At 42.2% G+C, this 20,246-nt stretch carries 17 protein-coding genes; 8 read left to right on the top strand and 9 right to left on the bottom strand.

What is annotated here, in order from left to right; translation table 11 throughout:
• Window positions 1-35 precede the first annotated feature (35 nt).
• From AC3Z9T_RS16565 to AC3Z9T_RS16555, 3 genes are read right to left on the bottom strand one after another with little or no spacing between them, the layout of a single operon-like run.
• Complete coding sequence (locus AC3Z9T_RS16565) at window positions 36-1,289, bottom strand: nucleoside permease (RefSeq protein ID WP_490127198.1); 1,254 nt, start codon at window positions 1,287-1,289, stop codon at window positions 36-38.
• 44 nt (window positions 1,290-1,333) lie between these two features.
• Window positions 1,334-2,257: an EamA family transporter gene (locus tag AC3Z9T_RS16560; protein ID WP_490127197.1), complete on the bottom strand. Its 924-nt coding sequence runs from the start codon at window positions 2,255-2,257 to the stop codon at window positions 1,334-1,336.
• 55 nt (window positions 2,258-2,312) lie between these two features.
• Window positions 2,313-3,131: a purine-nucleoside phosphorylase gene (locus AC3Z9T_RS16555; RefSeq protein WP_490127196.1), complete on the bottom strand. Its 819-nt coding sequence runs from the start codon at window positions 3,129-3,131 to the stop codon at window positions 2,313-2,315.
• Between the two features lie 242 nt (window positions 3,132-3,373).
• Here AC3Z9T_RS16555 and AC3Z9T_RS16550 point away from each other — a divergent pair, with 242 nt between their 5' ends.
• Together AC3Z9T_RS16550 and thiM are read left to right on the top strand one after the other, a co-directional pair.
• Entirely contained in the window at window positions 3,374-4,576 is a 1,203-nt protein-coding gene (locus AC3Z9T_RS16550; protein ID WP_490127195.1) for an ROK family protein, read from the top strand.
• A 31-nt stretch (window positions 4,577-4,607) separates the two neighbouring features.
• A complete protein-coding gene (gene thiM / locus AC3Z9T_RS16545) occupies window positions 4,608-5,387 on the top strand; it encodes a hydroxyethylthiazole kinase (protein WP_490127194.1) in 780 nt (259 codons plus the stop codon).
• Between the two features lie 64 nt (window positions 5,388-5,451).
• Here the strand turns inward: thiM and AC3Z9T_RS16540 are convergent, their stop codons facing one another.
• The 5 genes from AC3Z9T_RS16540 to AC3Z9T_RS16520 form a co-directional block, all read right to left on the bottom strand.
• The gene (locus tag AC3Z9T_RS16540) at window positions 5,452-6,618 is read right to left on the bottom strand and encodes a nucleotide sugar dehydrogenase (protein WP_490127193.1); all 1,167 of its coding nucleotides are present in this window, start codon (window positions 6,616-6,618) and stop codon (window positions 5,452-5,454) included.
• Between the two features lie 44 nt (window positions 6,619-6,662).
• A complete protein-coding gene (locus AC3Z9T_RS16535) occupies window positions 6,663-7,664 on the bottom strand; it encodes an NAD-dependent epimerase (RefSeq protein ID WP_490127192.1) in 1,002 nt (333 codons plus the stop codon).
• 132 nt (window positions 7,665-7,796) lie between these two features.
• Window positions 7,797-8,729, bottom strand: a complete 933-nt coding sequence (locus AC3Z9T_RS16530) for a PfkB family carbohydrate kinase (protein WP_490127191.1) — start codon at window positions 8,727-8,729, stop codon at window positions 7,797-7,799.
• On the bottom strand, window positions 8,729-10,138 hold the full coding sequence (locus tag AC3Z9T_RS16525) for a purine-cytosine permease family protein (RefSeq protein ID WP_490127190.1): 1,410 nt from the start codon (window positions 10,136-10,138) through the stop codon (window positions 8,729-8,731). The genes AC3Z9T_RS16530 and AC3Z9T_RS16525 overlap by 1 nt, the downstream gene beginning before the upstream one ends.
• A 10-nt stretch (window positions 10,139-10,148) precedes the next feature.
• Window positions 10,149-11,159 carry an ADP-ribosylglycohydrolase family protein gene (locus AC3Z9T_RS16520; protein WP_490127189.1) on the bottom strand — a complete coding sequence of 337 codons (1,011 nt, stop codon included), beginning with the start codon at window positions 11,157-11,159 and terminating at the stop codon, window positions 10,149-10,151.
• Window positions 11,160-11,330: 171 nt separating this feature from the next.
• Between AC3Z9T_RS16520 and AC3Z9T_RS16515 the strand changes: the two genes are divergently transcribed.
• The 6 genes from AC3Z9T_RS16515 to AC3Z9T_RS16490 all read left to right on the top strand — a co-directional run bounded on the left by AC3Z9T_RS16515 (window position 11,331) and on the right by AC3Z9T_RS16490 (window position 19,120).
• Window positions 11,331-12,071 carry a GntR family transcriptional regulator gene (locus AC3Z9T_RS16515; protein ID WP_490127188.1) on the top strand — a complete coding sequence of 247 codons (741 nt, stop codon included), beginning with the start codon at window positions 11,331-11,333 and terminating at the stop codon, window positions 12,069-12,071.
• 115 nt (window positions 12,072-12,186) lie between these two features.
• Window positions 12,187-12,615, top strand: coding sequence for a TOBE domain-containing protein (locus tag AC3Z9T_RS16510; RefSeq protein WP_490127187.1), 429 nt, complete (start codon window positions 12,187-12,189; stop codon window positions 12,613-12,615).
• Window positions 12,616-12,859: 244 nt separating this feature from the next.
• Complete coding sequence (ebgR, locus tag AC3Z9T_RS16505; RefSeq protein WP_490127186.1) at window positions 12,860-13,843, top strand: transcriptional regulator EbgR; 984 nt, start codon at window positions 12,860-12,862, stop codon at window positions 13,841-13,843.
• A gap of 258 nt (window positions 13,844-14,101) precedes the next feature.
• Window positions 14,102-17,191 carry a beta-galactosidase subunit alpha gene (ebgA, locus tag AC3Z9T_RS16500; protein WP_490127185.1) on the top strand — a complete coding sequence of 1,030 codons (3,090 nt, stop codon included), beginning with the start codon at window positions 14,102-14,104 and terminating at the stop codon, window positions 17,189-17,191.
• Window positions 17,192-17,194: 3 nt separating this feature from the next.
• A complete protein-coding gene (locus tag AC3Z9T_RS16495) occupies window positions 17,195-17,647 on the top strand; it encodes a beta-galactosidase subunit beta (protein ID WP_490127184.1) in 453 nt (150 codons plus the stop codon).
• A 42-nt stretch (window positions 17,648-17,689) separates the two neighbouring features.
• On the top strand, window positions 17,690-19,120 hold the full coding sequence (locus AC3Z9T_RS16490) for an amino acid permease (RefSeq protein WP_490127183.1): 1,431 nt from the start codon (window positions 17,690-17,692) through the stop codon (window positions 19,118-19,120).
• 81 nt (window positions 19,121-19,201) lie between these two features.
• Here AC3Z9T_RS16490 and AC3Z9T_RS16485 read toward each other — a convergent pair whose 3' ends face one another.
• Window positions 19,202-20,224: a hypothetical protein gene (locus AC3Z9T_RS16485; protein ID WP_490127182.1), complete on the bottom strand. Its 1,023-nt coding sequence runs from the start codon at window positions 20,222-20,224 to the stop codon at window positions 19,202-19,204.
• Window positions 20,225-20,246 lie beyond the last annotated feature (22 nt).

Here is a 20,246-nt window from a genome sequence, read left to right as displayed (position 1 = left end):
ACTGGCTCTCTAATCTATGAGAGCCAGTGCTAACGTTATGCTTTTGCTACCTTCAATTCACCTTCTTTATTATGCTGATAATGGAAGGTGAAATAGAAAATAACCGCTAGAACCACAGTATAAGAAGAGAAAACTAACCAAATAGTTTGCCAGTCTTTCACACCGTCGACACTGAAGTAATCAACCACTAATCCACTTAATATTGCGCCGAAATAAGCCCCTACTCCGTTGACCATGGTCATAAATAATCCTTGAGCACTGGCTCTCATGCGATTATCCACTTCTTTTTCAATAAAAATAGAACCTGAAATGTTAAAGAAGTCAAAAGCACAGCCATAAACGATCATTGACATAATCAAAAACATTAAACCAATTGCCGATGGATCACCAAAAGCGAAGAATCCAAATCTTAATGTCCAAGCCAACATACTCAGTAGCATTACAGTTTTGATGCCATAGCGTTTTAGAAAGAAGGGGATTGCCAAAATAAAGCAAACTTCAGCCATTTGTGAGACTGACAACAAAATAGAAGGATATTGAACAATCAAACTATCCTGATAAAGCGGATTACGAGCAAAATCGTGTAAGAATGGGCTACCAAACGTATTGGTAATTTGTAAAACAGCACCTAGTAGCATTGCAAACAAGAAGAATACCGCCATGATAGGTTTTTTGAATAAGACCAGTGCATCAAGACCTAATTTACTAACCCAACTCGTTGAAATAGCTTTTTTATTCACGGCAATATGTGGCAATGTCAAAGAATACAAAGCTAACAATAATGAGCAACTTCCTGCAATGTAGAGCTGCATACTACTTAATTCAAATTTTAATAAACTGATACTCCACATGGCAATAATAAAGCCAACTGTCCCGAATACTCGTATAGGCGGGAAATTTGCAACTGAATCTAATTGGTATTGGCTCAATGAGGAATAGCTTATCGAGTTTGATAATGCAATGGTTGGCATAAATGCCATCGCATTTATCAGCATTATCCAAAACATCAGAGTCGAATCAGTAACGGTTGCCGCATAAAATAACGAACCAGCGCAGATAATATGGCAGATCATATACAGCCGATTAGCCGGAATATATTTGTCTGCAATAATTCCGATAATACCCGGCATCAAAATAGCGGCAACACCTTTAGAGCTGTATACCATTCCGACTTCAGCACCAGAAAAATTCAATGTTTTTATCATGTAGGCGCCGAGCGTGACTAACCAGCTTCCCCAGACAAAATACTGCAAAAACAACATGATTTTTAAGCGGGTTTTAATATTCATACGAAGCTCCGTTGGGAGTGATAGCCCTTATAGTTCAAGTTGCATTAGCTGCAACTCGAACTATTTAGAGTTCTTACTTTATTTGTTTTTATTTTCACTTCAGCAATAGCAACACCAAATAGAATAATGGCAATACCAATAAACTGAATGAATTCAAGAGGTAGATGTAGTACAGTCACAGATAACAAGATCGTTACCGGCAACTGCATCGAGCTTAATATTGTTGCCAGACTTGTTCCGATTAATGGAGTGCCCTTAGCAAACATCCACATACCAAAGAACGAACCGAAAAAGGCGAGAGGTAGTCCATAAGAGAAAAATAGTGCATTAAATGTCGTAAAATCTAACAAGAAGGTTGGGGGAACAACGATAGAGGTTAAAATTGCACCGCCAGTGACCATAATTGCTGAGCGCATCATAGGATCTGTTTTAACAGCGAGCGCCCCACTCACATAAACACGTACGGCATTAGATAACGCAGCACATAACCCCAAAACGATACCCAACCAATGGAATTGAATACCTGATGTATTAAATAATCCCGTTGCGAACAAAGTTCCTATTAAAATCAACAACACAGAAACAATCGTCATTAATGCAGGAAACTGCCGTGTTACAACAGCATTAATTGCCACTCCCATCCAAGTAAACTGTAAAAATAGCACTACCCCTAACGCAGGTGATAAATACTGTAACGATGCGTAATACAGTAAACCTGTTAACCCTGTTGTGGTTCCTGTTAGTAACATCAACATTGATTGCTTCGGTGTCGGCCAATTCAGGTTTTTCTTTTTAACAACGGAACCAGCCACAACAAACAGCCATAACAAAACAGCACCTAAAACCGTTTGGCTGCCGATAACATCATTTAAAGAAAATCCAGCTTGATACGCCAATACAACCAATGTTGATAAAATGCCATAGCTGCAAGCGCCAAGCGAAACTAAAATCAAACCTTTTAATTTCATTTTAATACCCACCTACAATTGCCTATGACACCCTTTATATTAATTTGAGAAAAAGCTAGAAACGAGCAATCACACCAGTAACTAATTTTAGGAAGGTCGCTTTGACTTTTTCTGCAGTTTCAATAACTTCATCATGGCTTAGTGGTTGTTCTAAAATGCCACATGCCATATTAGTTAAACAGGAAATACCCACTGTTTTGATCTGTGAGTGGTGGGCAACTAACGCTTCAGGCACGGTTGACATACCAACAGCATCAGCACCAAGTGTTCTGATCATACGAATTTCTGCTGGTGTTTCGTATGTTGGGCCAGTCCACCATGCATACACGCCTTGGCGTAATGCAACGCCCTGCTCTTTAGCCACATCGAGAATGGTTTGGCGAAGTTCTTTGTTATAAACCTCACTCACGTCTAAGAAACGGACACCCAACTCAGGGTTGTTTGGTCCCATGAGCGGGTTATTCGCCGTTAAATTGATATGATCGGTGATAACCATCAAATCGCCTGGATTGAAATCAGTATTTACTGCGCCACAGGCGTTGGTAATGATCAGTTTTTCAACACCGAGTGCTTTCATTAAACGCACAGGAAATGTCACTTGATCGAGGGAAAAGCCTTCGTAGTAGTGGAAACGCCCTTTCATTGCGACAACATTTTTACCAGCGATAGTTCCAATAACCAGCTCATTCGCATGGCCAACTGCTTCCGACTTGGCAAAATGAGGGATTTCGCTATAAGGAATATGAACCGCATTTTCTAAAGTATCCGCAAATGGCCCCAAACCAGATCCTAAAATGATCCCCACTGTTGGTTTGATATCAGTGCGCGCTTCGATAAAACGCAGACTTTCTAAAATATCGCTAGTATTGTGCATAATCGTCCTCGGAACAGCTCAAATTATTTAGAGTATAAAAAAGATAATAAGGAGATGATAAAGCAATTTAAAAATCGAACAGCGATCTTAATCTCATTTTAAGAAAAAGTATTTAGGTATGATATACTCTAAATAACTCAAACAGCAGGCAGCCCTAATGAAAAATACTGCCCGTGAAGCATGACGAGTATAAATCTGCTAATCTTTGGCGTTGCATGTGTTGATAAAAGAAAGGTGATGGCTTGTTACTAACACTATTAAATGAATTTCGCACTTCGAAAAATTCAAAGACACGTAAATTAAAAATGCTTTATCGATTGATCCTTAACCATGGGCCAATCAGAGCCGAAGCATTAGCCTCACTCGCCAGTATGAAACCAGCCACCTGCGCTAGGCTGCTCGATGAATTAAATAAGAGCCAATTAATTTCGACATCGGAACTTGGCGAATCAACCGGTGGCCGCAAACCAATACTGTACAGTATCAACTCTGATGATGGTTATGTTATTGGCATCGAAATGAGTGACCTCTACTCAACGATCATGTTACTCAACCTAAAACTAGATATTTTAGGAATGATAAAAATAAAAAATGAGAAGCTAGAAAGTGCGGAAAACATGCTCGACAATCTATTAATGAAAGTTGATCAACTGCTCGCAGAACATCAGTTAACCACAGCAAAAATTTTAGGTATTGGCATCGCCATTGACCACATTTTAGAGCGCGATAAAGTCGCCTTTAGTCAATACAACGCAAGGATCATCAGTTTATTCAACTACATTAATAATAAAGTCCCTTGTTTTGTGACTTTAGGTAGTGGCATTACATTTGCAGCACTTGCGGAATATCGCCTGAGATATAACTCTGAAAGTCAGCGTTTCTTATTTACGACTTGTGATACTGACATACGTAGTTGCACGATCATCAATAACACCTTCGCCCCTGCACCGATTAGTACCGCTCAAGCATTTGGTCACACAACAATTGATATTAAAGGGCAACGATGTGACTGTGGATCCTATGGTTGCTTAAAACAATACAGTTCCTTATCGGCAATTAAATCTAGAGTGATCCAACAATTACGTTTAGGCAAGCCTTCGATAATTAACCAACTCGCTAGCAACGAATCGGAAATCAATTACCACACCATATTCCAAGCATTGGCAATGGAAGATCAATTATGTTTAGATGCGTTAGAAGAGGCGGCTTACTATTATGGTATAGCCATCGCAAATGCCATTTTAACATTGCAGCCTGATGTTGTCGTTTGTGGAGGAACACTGACTCCAAAAAATCACTTTTTTGCGATGACCAAAAAGGCCATAGAAGAAAAAATGTCGGCTTTTCCACATATTAAAACGCGTATTTTTGCCGCCAATGACTCATACGAAGTGGTAGCACAAGGAGCGGGTGGTATGGTTTTAGAAAATTATTTAGCCGATTAGTCATGTATGATCATGCAGATAGGAGTGGTAAATGCAATTTGAAACAATCCCTGCCGAGCAAGTTTTATCGTTTAGACAACAACTTACTGAACGTTCTCCACTGATCCACTGTATGACTAACGACGTAGTACAATCTTTTACTGCAAATATTTTATTAGCGATAGGCTGCTCGCCTGCAATGGTTATCGAGCCAGAAGAAACACAACAATTTGCGGCTATTGCTGATGGCTTATTAATTAACGTCGGTACATTAACCTCTGAACGCCAAGCTGCGATGCGTTTAGCAGTCCACAGTGCCATCACGGCTGAAAAGCCTTGGGTCCTAGATCCTGTCGCGGCGGGAGCTCTGACTTTCCGCACCCATTTCTGCCATGAATTATTAGCATTATCACCAACGGCGATTCGAGGTAATGCATCAGAGATCATGGCATTAGCTGGAGCCAACCATGGTGGGCGCGGTGTCGATTCATTAGATACCACAAGCGATGCCTTACCGGCAGCTCAATTGCTCGCCAATAAAGCGCGAACTATCGTTGTCATTAGTGGTGAAGTTGATTATATCACTGATGGTGATAGAACCATCGCCGTTACTGGGGGCCATCCAATGATGACGCGAGTTGTCGGAACCGGCTGTGGGCTATCTGCTGTCGTCACTGCCAGCAGTGCACTTTCAGGGGATCGGCTACACAATATTGCCAATGCATGTGCTCTTATGAAACAAGCGGGCGAGATCGCGACTCAAAATTGCCGAGGAACGGGTAGTTTTATTCCTGAATTCCTTGATGCGCTTTATTACCCTAATCAATATTAAGTCGTATACATTAAATTGAGGCGAATTTATCGCCTCAACATACCAACAATGCCTTTATTACTGGTTAGTCATTACCAAACAGATCGCGTGTGTAGACTTTTTCTGCCACATCTTCGATTTCAGGCACCATACGGTTAGCTAAAATAATATCGCTATCGGCCTTGAATGCCTCGAGGTCACGATACACTTTTGAGCGGAAGAACTCGTCTTCTTTAAGAACAGGTTCATACACAATCACCTCGATACCCTTGGCTTTGATGCGTTTCATGACACCTTGTACCGCCGAAGCGCGGAAGTTATCAGAGCCTGCTTTCATCACTAAGCGATACACCCCAACCTTACGCGGTGCTTTGGCAATAATCGCATCCGAAATAAAGTCTTTGCGGGTGCGGTTAGATTCCACAATCGCATTAATCAAGTTATTCGGTACATCATCGTAGTTAGCCAACAACTGCTTGGTATCTTTTGGTAAGCAATAACCGCCATAACCAAATGAAGGGTTATTGTAATGGCTGCCAATACGTGGGTCTAAAGACACCCCTTCAATGATTTGACGTGCGTTCAAGCCACGGCTCTCTGCATAGGTGTCTAACTCATTGAAATAGGCCACGCGCATCGCTAAGTAGGTGTTAGCGAACAACTTGATAGCTTCTGCCTCAGTGCCATCGGTAAACAACACAGGGACATCTTTTTTGATAGCGCCTTCCAGCAGCAAGTTAGCAAAAATCTCAGCGCGCTCAGAGCGCTCACCGACCACAATGCGCGATGGATATAAGTTATCCCACAGCGCACGGCCTTCACGTAAAAACTCAGGGGAGAAAATGACATTGGTGTAGCCAAATTCTTCCCGCAGGCGCTCAGTAAAACCAACAGGAATGGTCGATTTAACAATGATGGTTGCCGCAGGGTTGATTTTCTGTACATCATGGATGACTGACTCAACTGACTTGGTGTTGAAGTAGTTGCTTTTTGGGTCATAGTCCGTCGGCGTAGCGACAATCACATACTGTGCGCCAGTATAGGCTTCAGCAATATCTTGTGTGGCACGGAAATTAAGTGTTTTTTCACGCAGAAATTGTTCAATTTCCGTATCAATAATCGGAGATTGCTTGTTGTTCAGCATCGCCACTTTTTCAGGAACGATGTCTACTGCCACCACTTCGTGGTTTTGTGACAGTAACATGGCGTTAGACAGACCCACATAGCCTGTACCTGCAATTGCTATTTTCAAAACTGACCTCTCAAATCCATCTTAGGACATTACAGGGAAATTACTTACAGGTTGTAGTAGGATTGATACCAATCGACAAACGCCTGTACACCCTGCTCAATAGAAACTTGTGGGCGATAACCCGTGGCATTAAACAGGTCTTCAGTATCGGCCCAAGTGGTATACACATCCCCAGCCTGCATCGGTAAAAAGTTTTTAATCGCTTTTTTCCCTAATGATTTTTCAAGTGCAGCAATAAAATCGGTCAATTTCACGGGCTGCCCATTACCGATGTTATATAAACGGTATGGCGCACTACTTTGTGCAGGTGAAAGAGAACGATTTTCTGGGTCTGCTTGTGGGATTATATCGGAAATACGAATGACCCCTTCCACGATATCATCAATAAAAGTGAAATCACGGCTCAGATTGCCGTTATTATAAACATCGATTGGCTCACCGGCTAAAATGGCTTTAGTAAATTTGAATAACGCCATGTCTGGACGCCCCCATGGGCCATAGACAGTAAAGAAACGCAAACCGGTTGTTGGCAGCTGATACAAATGTGAATAAGAGTGCGCCATCAATTCATTGGCTTTCTTGGTTGCCGCATACAATGAAACAGGGTGATCGGTTGGCATATCGGTATTGAATGGGGTTTGGTCAGTAATGCCATAGACCGAACTTGAAGAGGCATAGACTAAGTGCTTGATTTTAGCTTGTCGACAGCCTTCTAAAATCGCCAGATGACCATTAAGGTTACTGTCTGCATAAGCAAATGGGTTTTGCAGTGAGTAACGTACGCCAGCCTGAGCGGCAAGGTGGATCACCCGATCAAAACCTTCTTGAGTACACAGTACCACCACTTTTTCACGTTCAGTAATATCGAGTGGAATAAAACGAAAATGCGGATATTGCTCAAGAATATGCAAACGCGACTGTTTGAGCCCCTGATCGTAATAAGCATTCATGTTGTCGATCCCAACAACTTCGTGCCCGCTATCCAATAAACGCTGACATAGCCTAAAACCAATAAAGCCTGCACTGCCGGTAACTAAGTATTTCATGTTAATTGTCTTCTAGCGTTAAGCGATTGGTGCAGCCTATCATAAGCTGCACCATTTTATATAGAGTATCAGACCTACAAATGTAGCAATGGTTTTACTCGGTAGGAAATAAAAAATGCGATTGGTGAGATGTTAACATGTTAGTGTGGCAACTTGAGTTAGCATTGATTGGTTAAGTTCTTTTAATGTTGGCGCGCCCGCAGCCCCTTGTTGACTAACCACTATCGCTGCCACATGATTGCCAAGATCAACACAATCCTTTAATAGCAAGCCTTGTGACAGCCCAGCGATTAAACCAGCAGTATGTGCATCTCCAGCACCAATCGAATCAACAGCAACCACTTGATAGGCAGGAACAAATTGAGGCTGGCTATTTGGTTGGCACAACCAAGCGCCTTGGCTATCTAGACGTAAAATTAAAGTAATACCTGTCTCACTTGCATAATCGACTGACAATTTGACCAAATCGCCTTCGCCACAAAGAAAACGTGCTTCATCGCGATTAATGGTTAAAATCGTTCTATTAGCGGGTAATTTACGCAGAAAACTATTTGGCAGCGTTGCCAGCCGAGGTCCAAGATCTAAAACCAATGTTTGTGTTAAGCAATCATTGAGTAGCCACTGTTGAATGGCCTCCCCTTGCTGGCACCCTAATTCATAGCCGCTGGCATAGATAATGCTATTAGAAGGCAGAGAAAATGATTGCAATTCAGCGCGATCCCACTGCTCTTCACAGCCCGGTATCGAGATAAATGTTCTATCACCCGTTGACTCCGCTAATGCAAAACACCAACCATTATCTTGAGTCTCACTGGTTAATAAGGGAGGAATACCAAGATCGGTTAGTGCTTGGCAGACGCGTTGTCCCCATTGACCATTACCCACACGGATGCCATTAATCACAGGGATCTGTAGACGCGCTAAAGCGCGTAACACGTTAAAGCCACAGCCACCAATTTGCCAACCATGATCGTTGGCAATAATGTCCTCCCCACTACGGGGGAGCCTATCAACACTTAGAACACGATCGCCTGCTGCCGCACCAATAACCGCCACCGTACGCATTAATGCTTCTCCGCTGAACGACTAAACATAAGGTACAAGCCATACAGCACAAAACTTAATACAAATGAAAGTAAAATAGACAGGCTGGAGCCTTCAAAAATACCAGTTGCCCAAGGCCCTTTAATAAATTCATTATCACTCACTAACAGCCCTGCTAGTGCACCCAACAGCCAACACAGTAACGGTATCCAACGAATACCTGCGTTAGATTGACCAAAGAGCTGTTCAAACTCATAGCCTTTATGGCGGCGTAACACGGCATAATCTAACATAAACACTGCTTCCCATGCGGCTAAAAATACTCCGCAAAACAGTAAGAAAGCGATAAAGGAATTAATAAATTCCCCTGAAATAAACAAAATATAAATCGCGACGCCCATCACCAATACGGCATCCAATGCAACCGCATAGACTTGGCGAATTTTCACACCAATGGTTAATAAATTAAGGCTGGCAGAATAGAGGCTCAGCACCGCAATCGTGATGATCCCAGCGGTTGCTGTTAACAGATAAGGGACTGACATCCAACTTGGTAGTTCAGTGCCAATTAACGCGATTGGGTTCTCTGCGGATGCCAACTCAGGTAAACGTGCAGACAATAAAATACCGGTGAACAGTAAGATAAATAATGGCAACGTTGCACCAAATGTCACCGCATTGAAAATGGCTGATTTTGATGAACGGTCGCTTTGATAGCGGCTATAATCTGCACCAGCGATCCCCCAGCCAATACCTGTTCCCGCGGCGATAATCGATACTGCAGGTAAGAAACCAGTTAACCAATCGCCAGAAGGCATTGATAAAACCGCACTCCAATCCGTTTGCCAAATAATATACAGCGCGGCAATTAAGGTCATGGTGCCAAAAATACGCGTGATCCAACTTTGCATCACCACAACGGTTGCTTGTCCCAAGAGGCTAATGGTGATGGCTAACCCGCCGAATAACACCATACATACAACGGTTAAGGCAATAGAGTCACTAAAACCAAGCACTTGAAATAGGGCTTTAAGGGTTAATGTCCCTGTGATCATATTGATAGCTTCCCAGCCCATCAATGTAATCCAACTGAAAAATGTGGGAGCAATATTTCCCGTTTTACCAAAAATGGTACGTGAAAGGGTCAGTGTCGAGGTACGGCCTTTTTGCCCCGACAAGCTGATATAGCCAACTAATGCAAAGCTAGCAATACCAATTATTGTGGCAAGTAATGATTGAAAAAAGGAGAGGCGAAAGGAAACAATAATTGCGCCATAAACGATACCAAGTATACCTATATTGGCAGCAGACCAAATCCAAAATAGTTCAAGTGGTGTTGCTGTACGTTCGTGTTCAGGAACAATATCTATGCCAGTATTTTCGATTTTCCAAGCTTCATTCGTTTGTGCATTGTCAGGTAGTGCACTCATTCAACTCTCCTTATTGACGTAAGGTGGCGAGTATCTCTGCGTAAGGATGGAAATCTATACTATTAGAATTATTAATCAATGCAATCCATTCTTGCGGAAAAGATTGAATACCTGACAAAGCTCCCGAAATCGCTCCAGCCATAGCACCGATGGTGTCCGTGTCCCCCCCCAGGTTGGCACAATACTTCGCACACATGACAGGATCACCATTTGTAAGGTCAACTATGGCCAGAGCGCAGGGAATCGACTCTATCGTATCCATACCGGCGCCGATAAAATCGTACAGCTCTTTAAGTGTTGCTTGAGGAGAGTGTGACTGCAACTCGCTCGCCTTCTGAAAAGCCAAGCTAATTCTTTGGCCTAAAGAAGGACTGAATGTTGAGGCGTACAGCAACTGCACCTCATCAGCGAGCATGGGAAGTTCTTTTTTAATTTGGGACCATGATGCTTGCTCGATAGCTCGACTAATTGCCCAAGCAATGACAGTGGCACCTGCAATCGCAATATCCGACTTATGTGTCGGGATACAAGCCGCTTCAGCGGTTTTTATAAATTGATTGCGATCCGCAGTTGAAGCAACGCAACCCACAGGCGCGATCCGCATTGCAGCACCATTAGTCACTCCATTCGACACAATCTCACTAATGGGCACACCTGCTTGGATAGCTAATAGAGACTGCTTTGAGGTTGGCCCAAAAATATTTTTATCAAAGGCGTTAATACGATTTGCCCATGCCAAAATATTTTGTGCAATCACCTTCGGCTCTACCCTACCGTTACAGGAAATAATCGCATCCATTAATGCTATTGCTTGATGAGTGTCATCTGTCACTTCACCGGCACGAAACCCGATGGCAGCGATATTTTCGTCTGGCCCTGGTAAAAAGTCATCTATCCAGCCGAAAAACTGTTGAACCTTGTCTTGACGCCACAGTTCAGACGGCATGCCCATGGCATCACCTGTTGCCTGACCGTATAAGCATCCAAGTATCGCGTTTTTAATCTCGGGTTTCAGCCCCATTTTTACTCCCACTACTTTCCTTAACAACATTAATTATATTAGCAGCAATTAAGTCCAATACCAGTCCAATTAATCAAAAAACAATGCCAATGTAAGTCCATTCGATGTTATTATGTATATTATCAACTCTGTTATAAACTTAATTTGTTGAAAGTTTTATGGAAAAAAACAATGCAAGCACGCTTTCTTAAATGGATAAAATCGCAGTTAGATCTCAATTCCACAATGCCACTCTATCGCCAATTACAACAAGCGATTGAATCGGCTATTGAGCATAAAATAGTGGATGCAGGGGACTTCCTACCGGCAGAGCGCCAACTTGCACAACAACTCAACCTATCACGTGTGACTGTCAGTAAGGCCATGCAAGCACTGGAAAAGAAAAGTGTTGTGATCCGCCAGCAAGGTGTTGGTACCCAAATCGCTAAGTATTTAGGTTATTCTTTGTCACATGAAAGCGGCTTCACATCACAAGTCGTGAAGGCAGGCGGAACAGTCACCACTCAATGGTTATTACGTACACTCACTGAAGCCACCGCAGATATTGCCGCAAAACTTGGCTTAGCGGTAGGCGCTCAAATTGCACAGTTAAGGCGTATCCGTATCGCCAATGGCCAACCGGTTTCTTTTGAAAATAACTACATTCCATTCCAATATCTGCCAGAACCAGCCAAATTAACCGATTCACTGTATGCGTTATGGGAAAGCCAAGGTATCACCTTTAGCCAAGTGCAACATAAAGTGAAAGCGATCAGTTGCAACGAAGAGCAAGCAAATTGGTTGAATTCAACGGTGGGAGCACCGTTATTATTTGTGCGGCAAACCAGTACCAGTAAAACAGGCGTGATTATTGAATATAGCGAAATCATCTGTCGTGGTGATATCTACGAATTAGAATTCAACTCACCGTAAAAGTAACGTGATCTCAACCACGAACTTGCTCCCTAATTTGGATTAGTAAGCTCTTAAGTTTTATTCTATAAATAAGCAGTTTTATTACTTTAAGACATTAAGAATGAGGTCAACTATGCAAGTTTCTGCTCGTAACCAATTAACTGGTACTGTTAGCGCAGTCAAAGAAGGCGCGGTAAATAATGAAGTGGTTTTATCTTTAGGTAATGGCGAAGAGCTGACGACGGTTATTACATGTGAAAGTTGCAAAACATTAGGCTTAGCTGTTGGCAAAGAAGCCGTTGCGATTATAAAAGCCCCTTGGGTAGTACTGGCGAAACCTGATTGTGGATTGCAATTCTCCGCACGCAATCAATTCAACGGCAAAGTCAGCAATATTGTCGAAGGCGCAGTCAACAGCACCGTTCATCTCGTCACTGATAAAGGCGTTGAGCTGACAGCCATTATCACCAATGAAAGTTTAAAAGAGATGGCATTAACGAAAGGTGTTGATATTACAGCACTGGTTAAAGCCTCAAGTGTGATCCTCGCAACACGTAAATAGCCTATATATACTCTAAATAATTCGAGGTGCAGCTAGGCGACAAGCGAAGATAGACGGGGAGCATAGATAAACTATGTGACTCGGCTAGCTGAGCGAAGCTCAACAACGCTGCAACTTGAAGTATGACGAGTATATACTGATGAAAACTGCACGCTCTCATTATCGTGCAGTTTTTGTCGCCATTATCTCACGCGTTAAGTAGTATGATATTATCTGGTCGTAGTGATAAATAAATAGGGAAAATATGGCGACGCTAAAAGATATCGCAACTGAAGCGGGAGTATCACTCAGTACGGTTTCACGAGTATTAAACGATGACCCCACACTCAATGTGAAAGAAGAGACTAAGCATCGTATTCTTGAAATTGCCGAAAAACTTGAATACAAATCAAGTGGTCAGCGCAAACAGCCTATTATTCAACCTGCACAACACCATATATTGGTGCTCTATAGCTATCAACAAGAAATGGAGATCAACGATCCCTACTACTTAGCGATACGCCATGGTATTGAAACACAATGTGAACACCTCGGTATAGAACTGACCAATTGCTATAAAAATAATACCGTTCCTGATGCTAAAAACATTACAGGTATTTTAATCGTTAGCACACCAACAGCAGATATCTTAGAAACTGCTGAAAAGATTAGCGATAACATCTGCCTTATAGATTTTAAAGATACCACCTCTCGATATGACTCTGTTGATGTCGACCTTGAACGTATCAGCAAAGAAATTATTAATTATTTTATCGACCAACAAATTGATCGTATTGGTTTTATTGGTGGAGCAGATGAATTTGATAAGGCTGATATTCGTGAAACGATATTTGTTGAATATGGCAAACTCAAAAAAGTAGTGTCATCACAAGATGTCTATCGAGGCGACTTTTCGAGTGCTTCAGGCTATGAAATGGCTAATAAAATGTTTAGTAAAGGTGCCCACCCTAAAGCCTTATTTGTAGCCTCAGACTCCATTGCAATTGGTGTACTACGGGCAATTCATGAACAAAACCTGCGAATTCCTGAAGATATCACCTTAATTAGCATTAATGATATCCCAACAGCTCGGTTTACCTTCCCGCCATTATCAACAGTACGTATCCATTCAGAAATGATGGGTATTCAGGGTGTTAATCTACTTTTAGAACGCTCTCGTGACGGACGCACACTTCCTCTTCAGCTGTATATCCCAAGCACCCTGATCCTCCGCGGCACCACTAAATAAACGATTTCAGTAAAATTTTACCAAAAAAGAGCCTATTGAAACCATCTTTGGATGGTTTCAATCTACACCTGAAACACTTACATTCATTAATCTACTTAGATCACATAAAACTATTCTACTCAGCACAATTCCGTGATCGAGTTAAAGAACCCTGCTCATTTCACTATTTTTTAGTAAAACTTTTACTAAAATCAATTCAGGTCACCAATCATAATCAATGAAAATCAGAAAACACTTTTAATCATCAGGAGATATAACGTGAATAACTGGGAAAATTTCCTGCATTTACATGAAAATAGAATGCCACCTCGTGCCTATTTCTTTTCATATGATTCAATTCAACACGCAAAAACATTTCAACGCGCGCTCAGTAAACTTTTCATCTCATTGAGCGGCCAATGGCAATTTCACTATTTCACCAATCCGTTATTAGTCCCTGAAAATTTCTATCACCAAGAAATGAATGATTGGGGAACTATCACCGTTCCCAATATGTGGCAGATGGAAGGACACGGCAAGCTACAATATACCGATGAAGGCTACCCATTCCCTATTGATGTGCCTTTTGTACCAAGTGATAACCCAACGGGGGCTTATCAATGTACTTTTACACTCGGTGAAAATTGGGCTGAAAAACAAACCATTATCAAATTTGATGGTGTCGAAGCTTATTTTGAAGTGTATGTGAATGGTCACTATGTTGGTTTTAGTAAAGGAAGCCGTTTAACTGCTGAATTTGATATCTCCCGCTTCGCTCAGCAAGGTAAAAACTTGCTATCAGTACGTGTCATGCAATATGCCGACTCGACCTATATTGAAGACCAAGACATGTGGTGGATGGCGGGGATCTTCCGCGATGTTTACCTGATTGGCAAAGAGCCAGTGCATATCCAAGATCTGTTTGTGCGTACTGACTTCAGCGATGACTATCAGAACGCGACACTCTCTTGCACTGTTGATCTTGAAAACCTCTCCACAAAATCAGTTTCAGGTTATCAAATCGAATATCAGCTATTTAACCAAGAACAACGAATAGCAGATGGCGTGGTTGATGTACCTAATATTCATCAAACAGATACCGCTAACTTTACTATATCAATGGTAAATCCAATCCATTGGAGTGCTGAAAACCCTCACCTTTATCACTTGTTTATTAACTTAAAAGATGAACAAGGCAACCTACTCGAAGTGATCCCACAACGTATCGGTGTTCGTGATATCAAAGTGCGTGATGGATTATTCTATATTAATAACCGCTATGTGATGCTGCATGGCGTTAACCGCCATGACAATGACCATTTAAAAAGCCGTGCAGTAGGTATGGATCGTGTCGAAAAAGACATCATCTTGATGAAGCAGCACAATATCAACTCTGTTAGAACGGCTCATTATCCAAATGACCCACGTTTTTATGAGCTATGCGATATATACGGTTTATTTGTGATGGCAGAAACAGATGTTGAAACACATGGCTTCGCGAATGTGGGCAATTTAAGCCGCATTACTGATGATCCTGAATGGGAAAGTGTGTTTGTTGACCGTGCCGTACGCCATGTCCATGCACAAAAAAACCATCCTTCAATCATTATGTGGTCATTAGGTAATGAGTCAGGCTATGGCTGTAACATTCGCGCCATGTATGATGCAACCAAAGCGATTGACGATACCCGCCTTGTGCATTACGAAGAAGATCGCGATGCTGAAGTCGTTGATGTGATTTCCACCATGTACACACGTGCCCCAATGATGAATGCGCTAGGTGAACATCCACACCATAAACCACGTATCATCTGTGAATATGCACACGCTATGGGTAATGGCCCTGGTGGTTTAACTGAATATCAAAATGTGTTTTATCAACACGATAGCATTCAAGGCCACTATATCTGGGAATGGTGCGATCACGGTATTTTAGCTCAAGACGAGCACGGGCAATCATTCTACAAATACGGCGGGGACTTTGGCGATTACCCAAATAATTATAACTTCTGTATAGATGGCCTGATTTACCCCGATCAGACCCCAAGCCCAGGACTGAAAGAATATAAACAGGTTATTGCCCCTGTTAAGATCCGTGCTATTGATGGGCAACCAAACCACTTTACTGTTGAAAACAAATTGTGGTTTAGTGATATTGATGACTACCGCTTAATTGTTGATGTGCGGGCAGAAGGTGAAACGCTTTCCACACAAATCATCCAAGTGGCTGGTTTGTCGGCGAATAGCCGTCGTGATATTGAGATAAATCTTCCGCCGTTAGATCAACGTGAAACCTTTATCAATTTTAAAGTGGTGAAAAATAGTGCCACACGCTACAGCCAAGCTAACCATGAAATTGCGGTTTATCAGTTCCCTCTGCAAGCGTGTTCACTTCCTACCACCTTGTATCAAAACCCCAATGCGACACCATTAACACTGCAAGATAGTCGCCTTGAAGTGGTGATCTCAGGGCAAGACTTTGCCTTAACCTTCTCGAAAACCAATGGCAAGCTAGTATCATGGATCAGCCATGGTGAAAACATGATTGCCACAGCCCCTGAAATCAATTTCTTTAAACCCATGATTGATAACCATAAACAAGAATATGAAGGTTTATGGCACCCTGCCCATTTGCATATTCTGCAAGAGCATTTCCGTTCGATGGAAGTCGCTGAAGAAAATGGCAATATCAACATCACGGTGAAAAGCACTATCGCACCGCCAGTGTTTGATTTCGGTATGCGCTGCGAATACCGCTACCAAGTCTCAGCATCTGGACAGCTAAATATTGAGCTCAGTGGTGAACGTTACGGTGATTACCCTTATATGATCCCAGCAATTGGTTGCGATATTGGGCTAAATCGCCAATTTTCTCAGATAAGTTACTATGGAAGAGGGCCAGAAGAGAACTATCAGGACAGCCAGCAGGCCAATTTGATTGATGTTTACCAAACTACCGTTGATCAAATGTTCCAAAACTATCCTTTCCCGCAAAACAATGGCAACCGTCAGCACGTTCGCTGGTTTGCTATGACCGACCGTCATGGCACTGGATTGTTGGTGAAACCTCAACAGCCGATCAATTTTAGTGCTTGGTATTACACACGCCAGAATCTTCATCAAGCGCAACATACCAATGAGCTGCAACAGAGTGGCTACATCACACTGAATATTGATCACCAAGTCACAGGGCTAGGTTCTAACTCATGGGGCAGTGAGGTATTGGATTCATACCGCACCTATCTCACCACCTTCCGCTATGGCTTTACCTTAATGCCATTACAAACAGGCAACAGCCGTGCTCAAAACTTAGCGAGTTATCAATTTGAGCGTGATTTCTTTACCCCAACCACCATCAGCGAGGCATAAGTGATGATCGTATTAAACAGTCTTGAGCAATTCGGCCTCGTTTATCGTGACGGCCGCAAATGGAATCGCTGCATGGAAGCTATCAACAATATCAATCATATCCGAGAAGGGGTAATGCATTCTATTGGTGACTCTTTGGTGTATCGCGTCGCCAAAGGCCAAGACGAACCGATGCCCTTGTTTGAGGGCAACCGTCGCTATTTTACGGTGCATTATTACCTTGATGGCGAGGAAACCATTGAAGTTGCGAGCAAATCGGCTCTTGAGCCAAACGGTCATTATAGCGATGAAACCGACCGTGAATTTTTTGCTGGCAACGGAGAAAAACATCTCTTGAAGCAAGGAGAAGTCGCTATCTTCGAAAACCACGAAGCCTATCGCATTCATGGTAATGACCAAGTGAAGAAAGTTGTGCTACGCGTCACGGTTGAAGATGGTTATATGCTAAACAAATAATCCATAACAAATCATAATAATAGCCCTGCATTGGAGGATCCTATGTCTGGATCATTACGTGGCACCATCGGCAAGTTTGCCTTACTATCAATGACATTTGCGGCCGTGTTTAACGTCCGCAATATCGTCAATAATAACATTGAGTTAGGGTTGAGCTCTGCCCCTATCTTCCTATTCGCAACGGTGGTTTATTTTATTCCATTCGTATTTATTATTGCTGAGTTTGTTTCAGCCAATAAAAACTCTGAATCAGGTATGTACGATTGGCTGAAAAAGCCTTTGGGCACTCGTGCAGCTTACATGGGTTCATTCCTTTACTGGTTCGTTAACCTGTTTTGGTTTGTCTCACTGCTACCCAACGTGATTGCCTATGCGTCCTATGCCATGTTGGGATACGAATACACCTTCCCACCGATTGTAGTGTCGATAATTTCAATTGTGCTGTTCGCAATCACTACCCATATTTCAACAAAAGGGGCAAGTTGGTTAGGTAAAATCTCTGAATTCGTTGCCTATGGCGTTTTCTTATTATTTGGTATTTATGTACTTGGTGCGCTGATGGCATTAGGTGGTGATTATACTCCTGCACAACCGATCACCCTCGAAGCGATGACACCAACCATTAACTGGGCAACGCTCGGTATCATGTGTTGGATTTTCCAAGCAGCTGGTGGTGCTGAAACAGCGGCAGCTTATTTAAATGACGTTAAAGGCGGGCAAAAATCCTTTATTCGCGTCATCATTGCTGCTGGTATTATTATTGGCCTGATGTATGCCGTCGGGTCGCTGTTGGTTAACGTCTTCGTTGCACGTGAAAACCTAACTTACGCAGGTGGCATGGTTGAAATCTTTACGGGTATGGCACAGTACTTTGGCATATCAGAAGCCTTTATGGGCCGTGCAGTAGGCATTGTACTGTTTATTGCTATCTTTGGTTCCATGATGATGTGGACTTCTGCCCCAGTCAAAATTCACTTTTCAGAAATCCCGAAAGGGGTATATGGCCAAAAAACCACTGAACTGAACAAACATGGTGTGCCAGTACGTGCAGCATGGTGGCAATTTGCTTTTGTGTTCGTCATGTTAGTAATTAATGGTTTCGGCTCAGAATCCGTGCAAGAAATGATGAACACGGCGATTAACCTCACCGCAGGTACTGCAATGTTACCGCCAATCTTTATTATGGTTGCCTACTTTGTGTTTCGTTTAAAACATGATGAAACTCCTCGTGAATTTAAAATGGGTAATCGTATTGTTGGTATGGTGGTTGTATCTGTATTGATTGTGATCTTTGTGGTCAGTATGACCGCCGCAGCCTTCCCTCCAGGGGTCGACCTTCTGAAGGCGTTCTTTATTAATGTGTTTATGACCGCAGTGTTCTCTGGGTTGGCTTGGTGGTGGATCTCACGCTTTGAAGCCAAACAAAAACGCCAAACACTGCAATATGAGAATAGTGAAAGTTTAGTAAAGTAGGTTAGGTTTATTGAGGTTTTAAATGCAAAATCCCCCATAATTGGGGGATTTTTTATCGCTATTAATTATGAGTTGCATCTATTACTCATAATTAATACGTACAACGCCTGATTTCGAATAAGAGCCAGGGATAACCGTACCGACGTCACTCACAACCGCCTTTAATGGTGTTCTATCTCGTCTGTTTTCACTTAAATCCCATCCTGACTTTTCATCTGAGTCGTTATCAAACATCATCTCAATCGTTAGTCCACCCATTTCCATTGTGCTAGGTAGTATCTCTAAATCAACTGAAGCATCTGCATTACAATAACCGTTAAGGTTCGTTGAGACGGAAGCATAAGCAGCGGATGTTTGATCAACAGTCCCGAGATCCAATATGTTGTCATCAAAGTCAAAATTGCAAACGGTATCAGGGATAGGAGGCTCTATAGGGTCCGTTGGGATAGACTCCCCTACTGCAACTACTGCTGTATCACCACATGAAAGACCATACATATCAGAATAAGGTATTGCGTTAGGAGCTTGTCCCGCACCATGTACATAAACTAATTTCCCATCACCGGGTCTTTGGTACATTCCTTCAGGCCCATCCGTGACAAATACATAAGCATATAAACTAGGTTCACTAAACGTTGCTACAAAGTCTGGCCTGCCTAAAGGAAAACCTCGCCATCTTGTCTGTACTCCAACTCCACTTCCCTTACCAGAAAAATACAAAGCCCCCTGCGCATTGGTTACAATACCAGATATACCAGGCTGCATAAGAGTCCACCCAATAAAGAACTGAGCTGAGGGATCGATAATTTCACAATTTCCCATCTTATTGTAATAATCATCATCCATATCAAGATAAATGGTACCATCGAAACTATATTTCAATGTTGATACTTTGTACTTTTGATTATCTGGCCCGGTTCCCATCCACACATCATTGGTATCTTCAACTACAAAATTACCTACATGATCAAATGTTATTCCCTGAACCATTCTTGCATCATTCATGACTAAATTAAATACTTCAGATCCACTATTATAAATAGCAGAATAAGAATATGGAGACATAAAAAATAATATAAATGTAAATATGCTTCTTAATTTCATAAATGACAATTAAACCTCTATT

The sequence above is a fragment of the Providencia sp. 6390 genome (assembly GCF_058148425.1).
Note: the sequence above shows the minus strand (reverse complement) of the source record. Positions and strands in the feature narration are given on the sequence as shown.

What these genes read in the sequence shown, in the direction of transcription:
- AC3Z9T_RS16565 (WP_490127198.1), bottom strand. Translation starts at nt 1,289, where the DNA reads ATGAATATTAAAACCCGCTTAAAAATCATGTTGTTTTTGCAGTATTTT.
- AC3Z9T_RS16560 (WP_490127197.1), bottom strand. Translation starts at nt 2,257, where the DNA reads ATGAAATTAAAAGGTTTGATTTTAGTTTCGCTTGGCGCTTGCAGCTAT.
- AC3Z9T_RS16555 (WP_490127196.1), bottom strand. Translation starts at nt 3,131, where the DNA reads ATGCACAATACTAGCGATATTTTAGAAAGTCTGCGTTTTATCGAAGCG.
- thiM (WP_490127194.1), top strand. Translation starts at nt 4,608, where the DNA reads ATGCAATTTGAAACAATCCCTGCCGAGCAAGTTTTATCGTTTAGACAA.
- AC3Z9T_RS16535 (WP_490127192.1), bottom strand. Translation starts at nt 7,664, where the DNA reads ATGAAATACTTAGTTACCGGCAGTGCAGGCTTTATTGGTTTTAGGCTA.
- AC3Z9T_RS16530 (WP_490127191.1), bottom strand. Translation starts at nt 8,729, where the DNA reads ATGCGTACGGTGGCGGTTATTGGTGCGGCAGCAGGCGATCGTGTTCTA.
- AC3Z9T_RS16525 (WP_490127190.1), bottom strand. Translation starts at nt 10,138, where the DNA reads ATGAGTGCACTACCTGACAATGCACAAACGAATGAAGCTTGGAAAATC.
- AC3Z9T_RS16520 (WP_490127189.1), bottom strand. Translation starts at nt 11,159, where the DNA reads ATGGGGCTGAAACCCGAGATTAAAAACGCGATACTTGGATGCTTATAC.
- AC3Z9T_RS16515 (WP_490127188.1), top strand. Translation starts at nt 11,331, where the DNA reads ATGCAAGCACGCTTTCTTAAATGGATAAAATCGCAGTTAGATCTCAAT.
- AC3Z9T_RS16510 (WP_490127187.1), top strand. Translation starts at nt 12,187, where the DNA reads ATGCAAGTTTCTGCTCGTAACCAATTAACTGGTACTGTTAGCGCAGTC.
- ebgR (WP_490127186.1), top strand. Translation starts at nt 12,860, where the DNA reads ATGGCGACGCTAAAAGATATCGCAACTGAAGCGGGAGTATCACTCAGT.
- AC3Z9T_RS16495 (WP_490127184.1), top strand. Translation starts at nt 17,195, where the DNA reads ATGATCGTATTAAACAGTCTTGAGCAATTCGGCCTCGTTTATCGTGAC.
- AC3Z9T_RS16490 (WP_490127183.1), top strand. Translation starts at nt 17,690, where the DNA reads ATGTCTGGATCATTACGTGGCACCATCGGCAAGTTTGCCTTACTATCA.
- AC3Z9T_RS16485 (WP_490127182.1), bottom strand. Translation starts at nt 20,224, where the DNA reads ATGAAATTAAGAAGCATATTTACATTTATATTATTTTTTATGTCTCCA.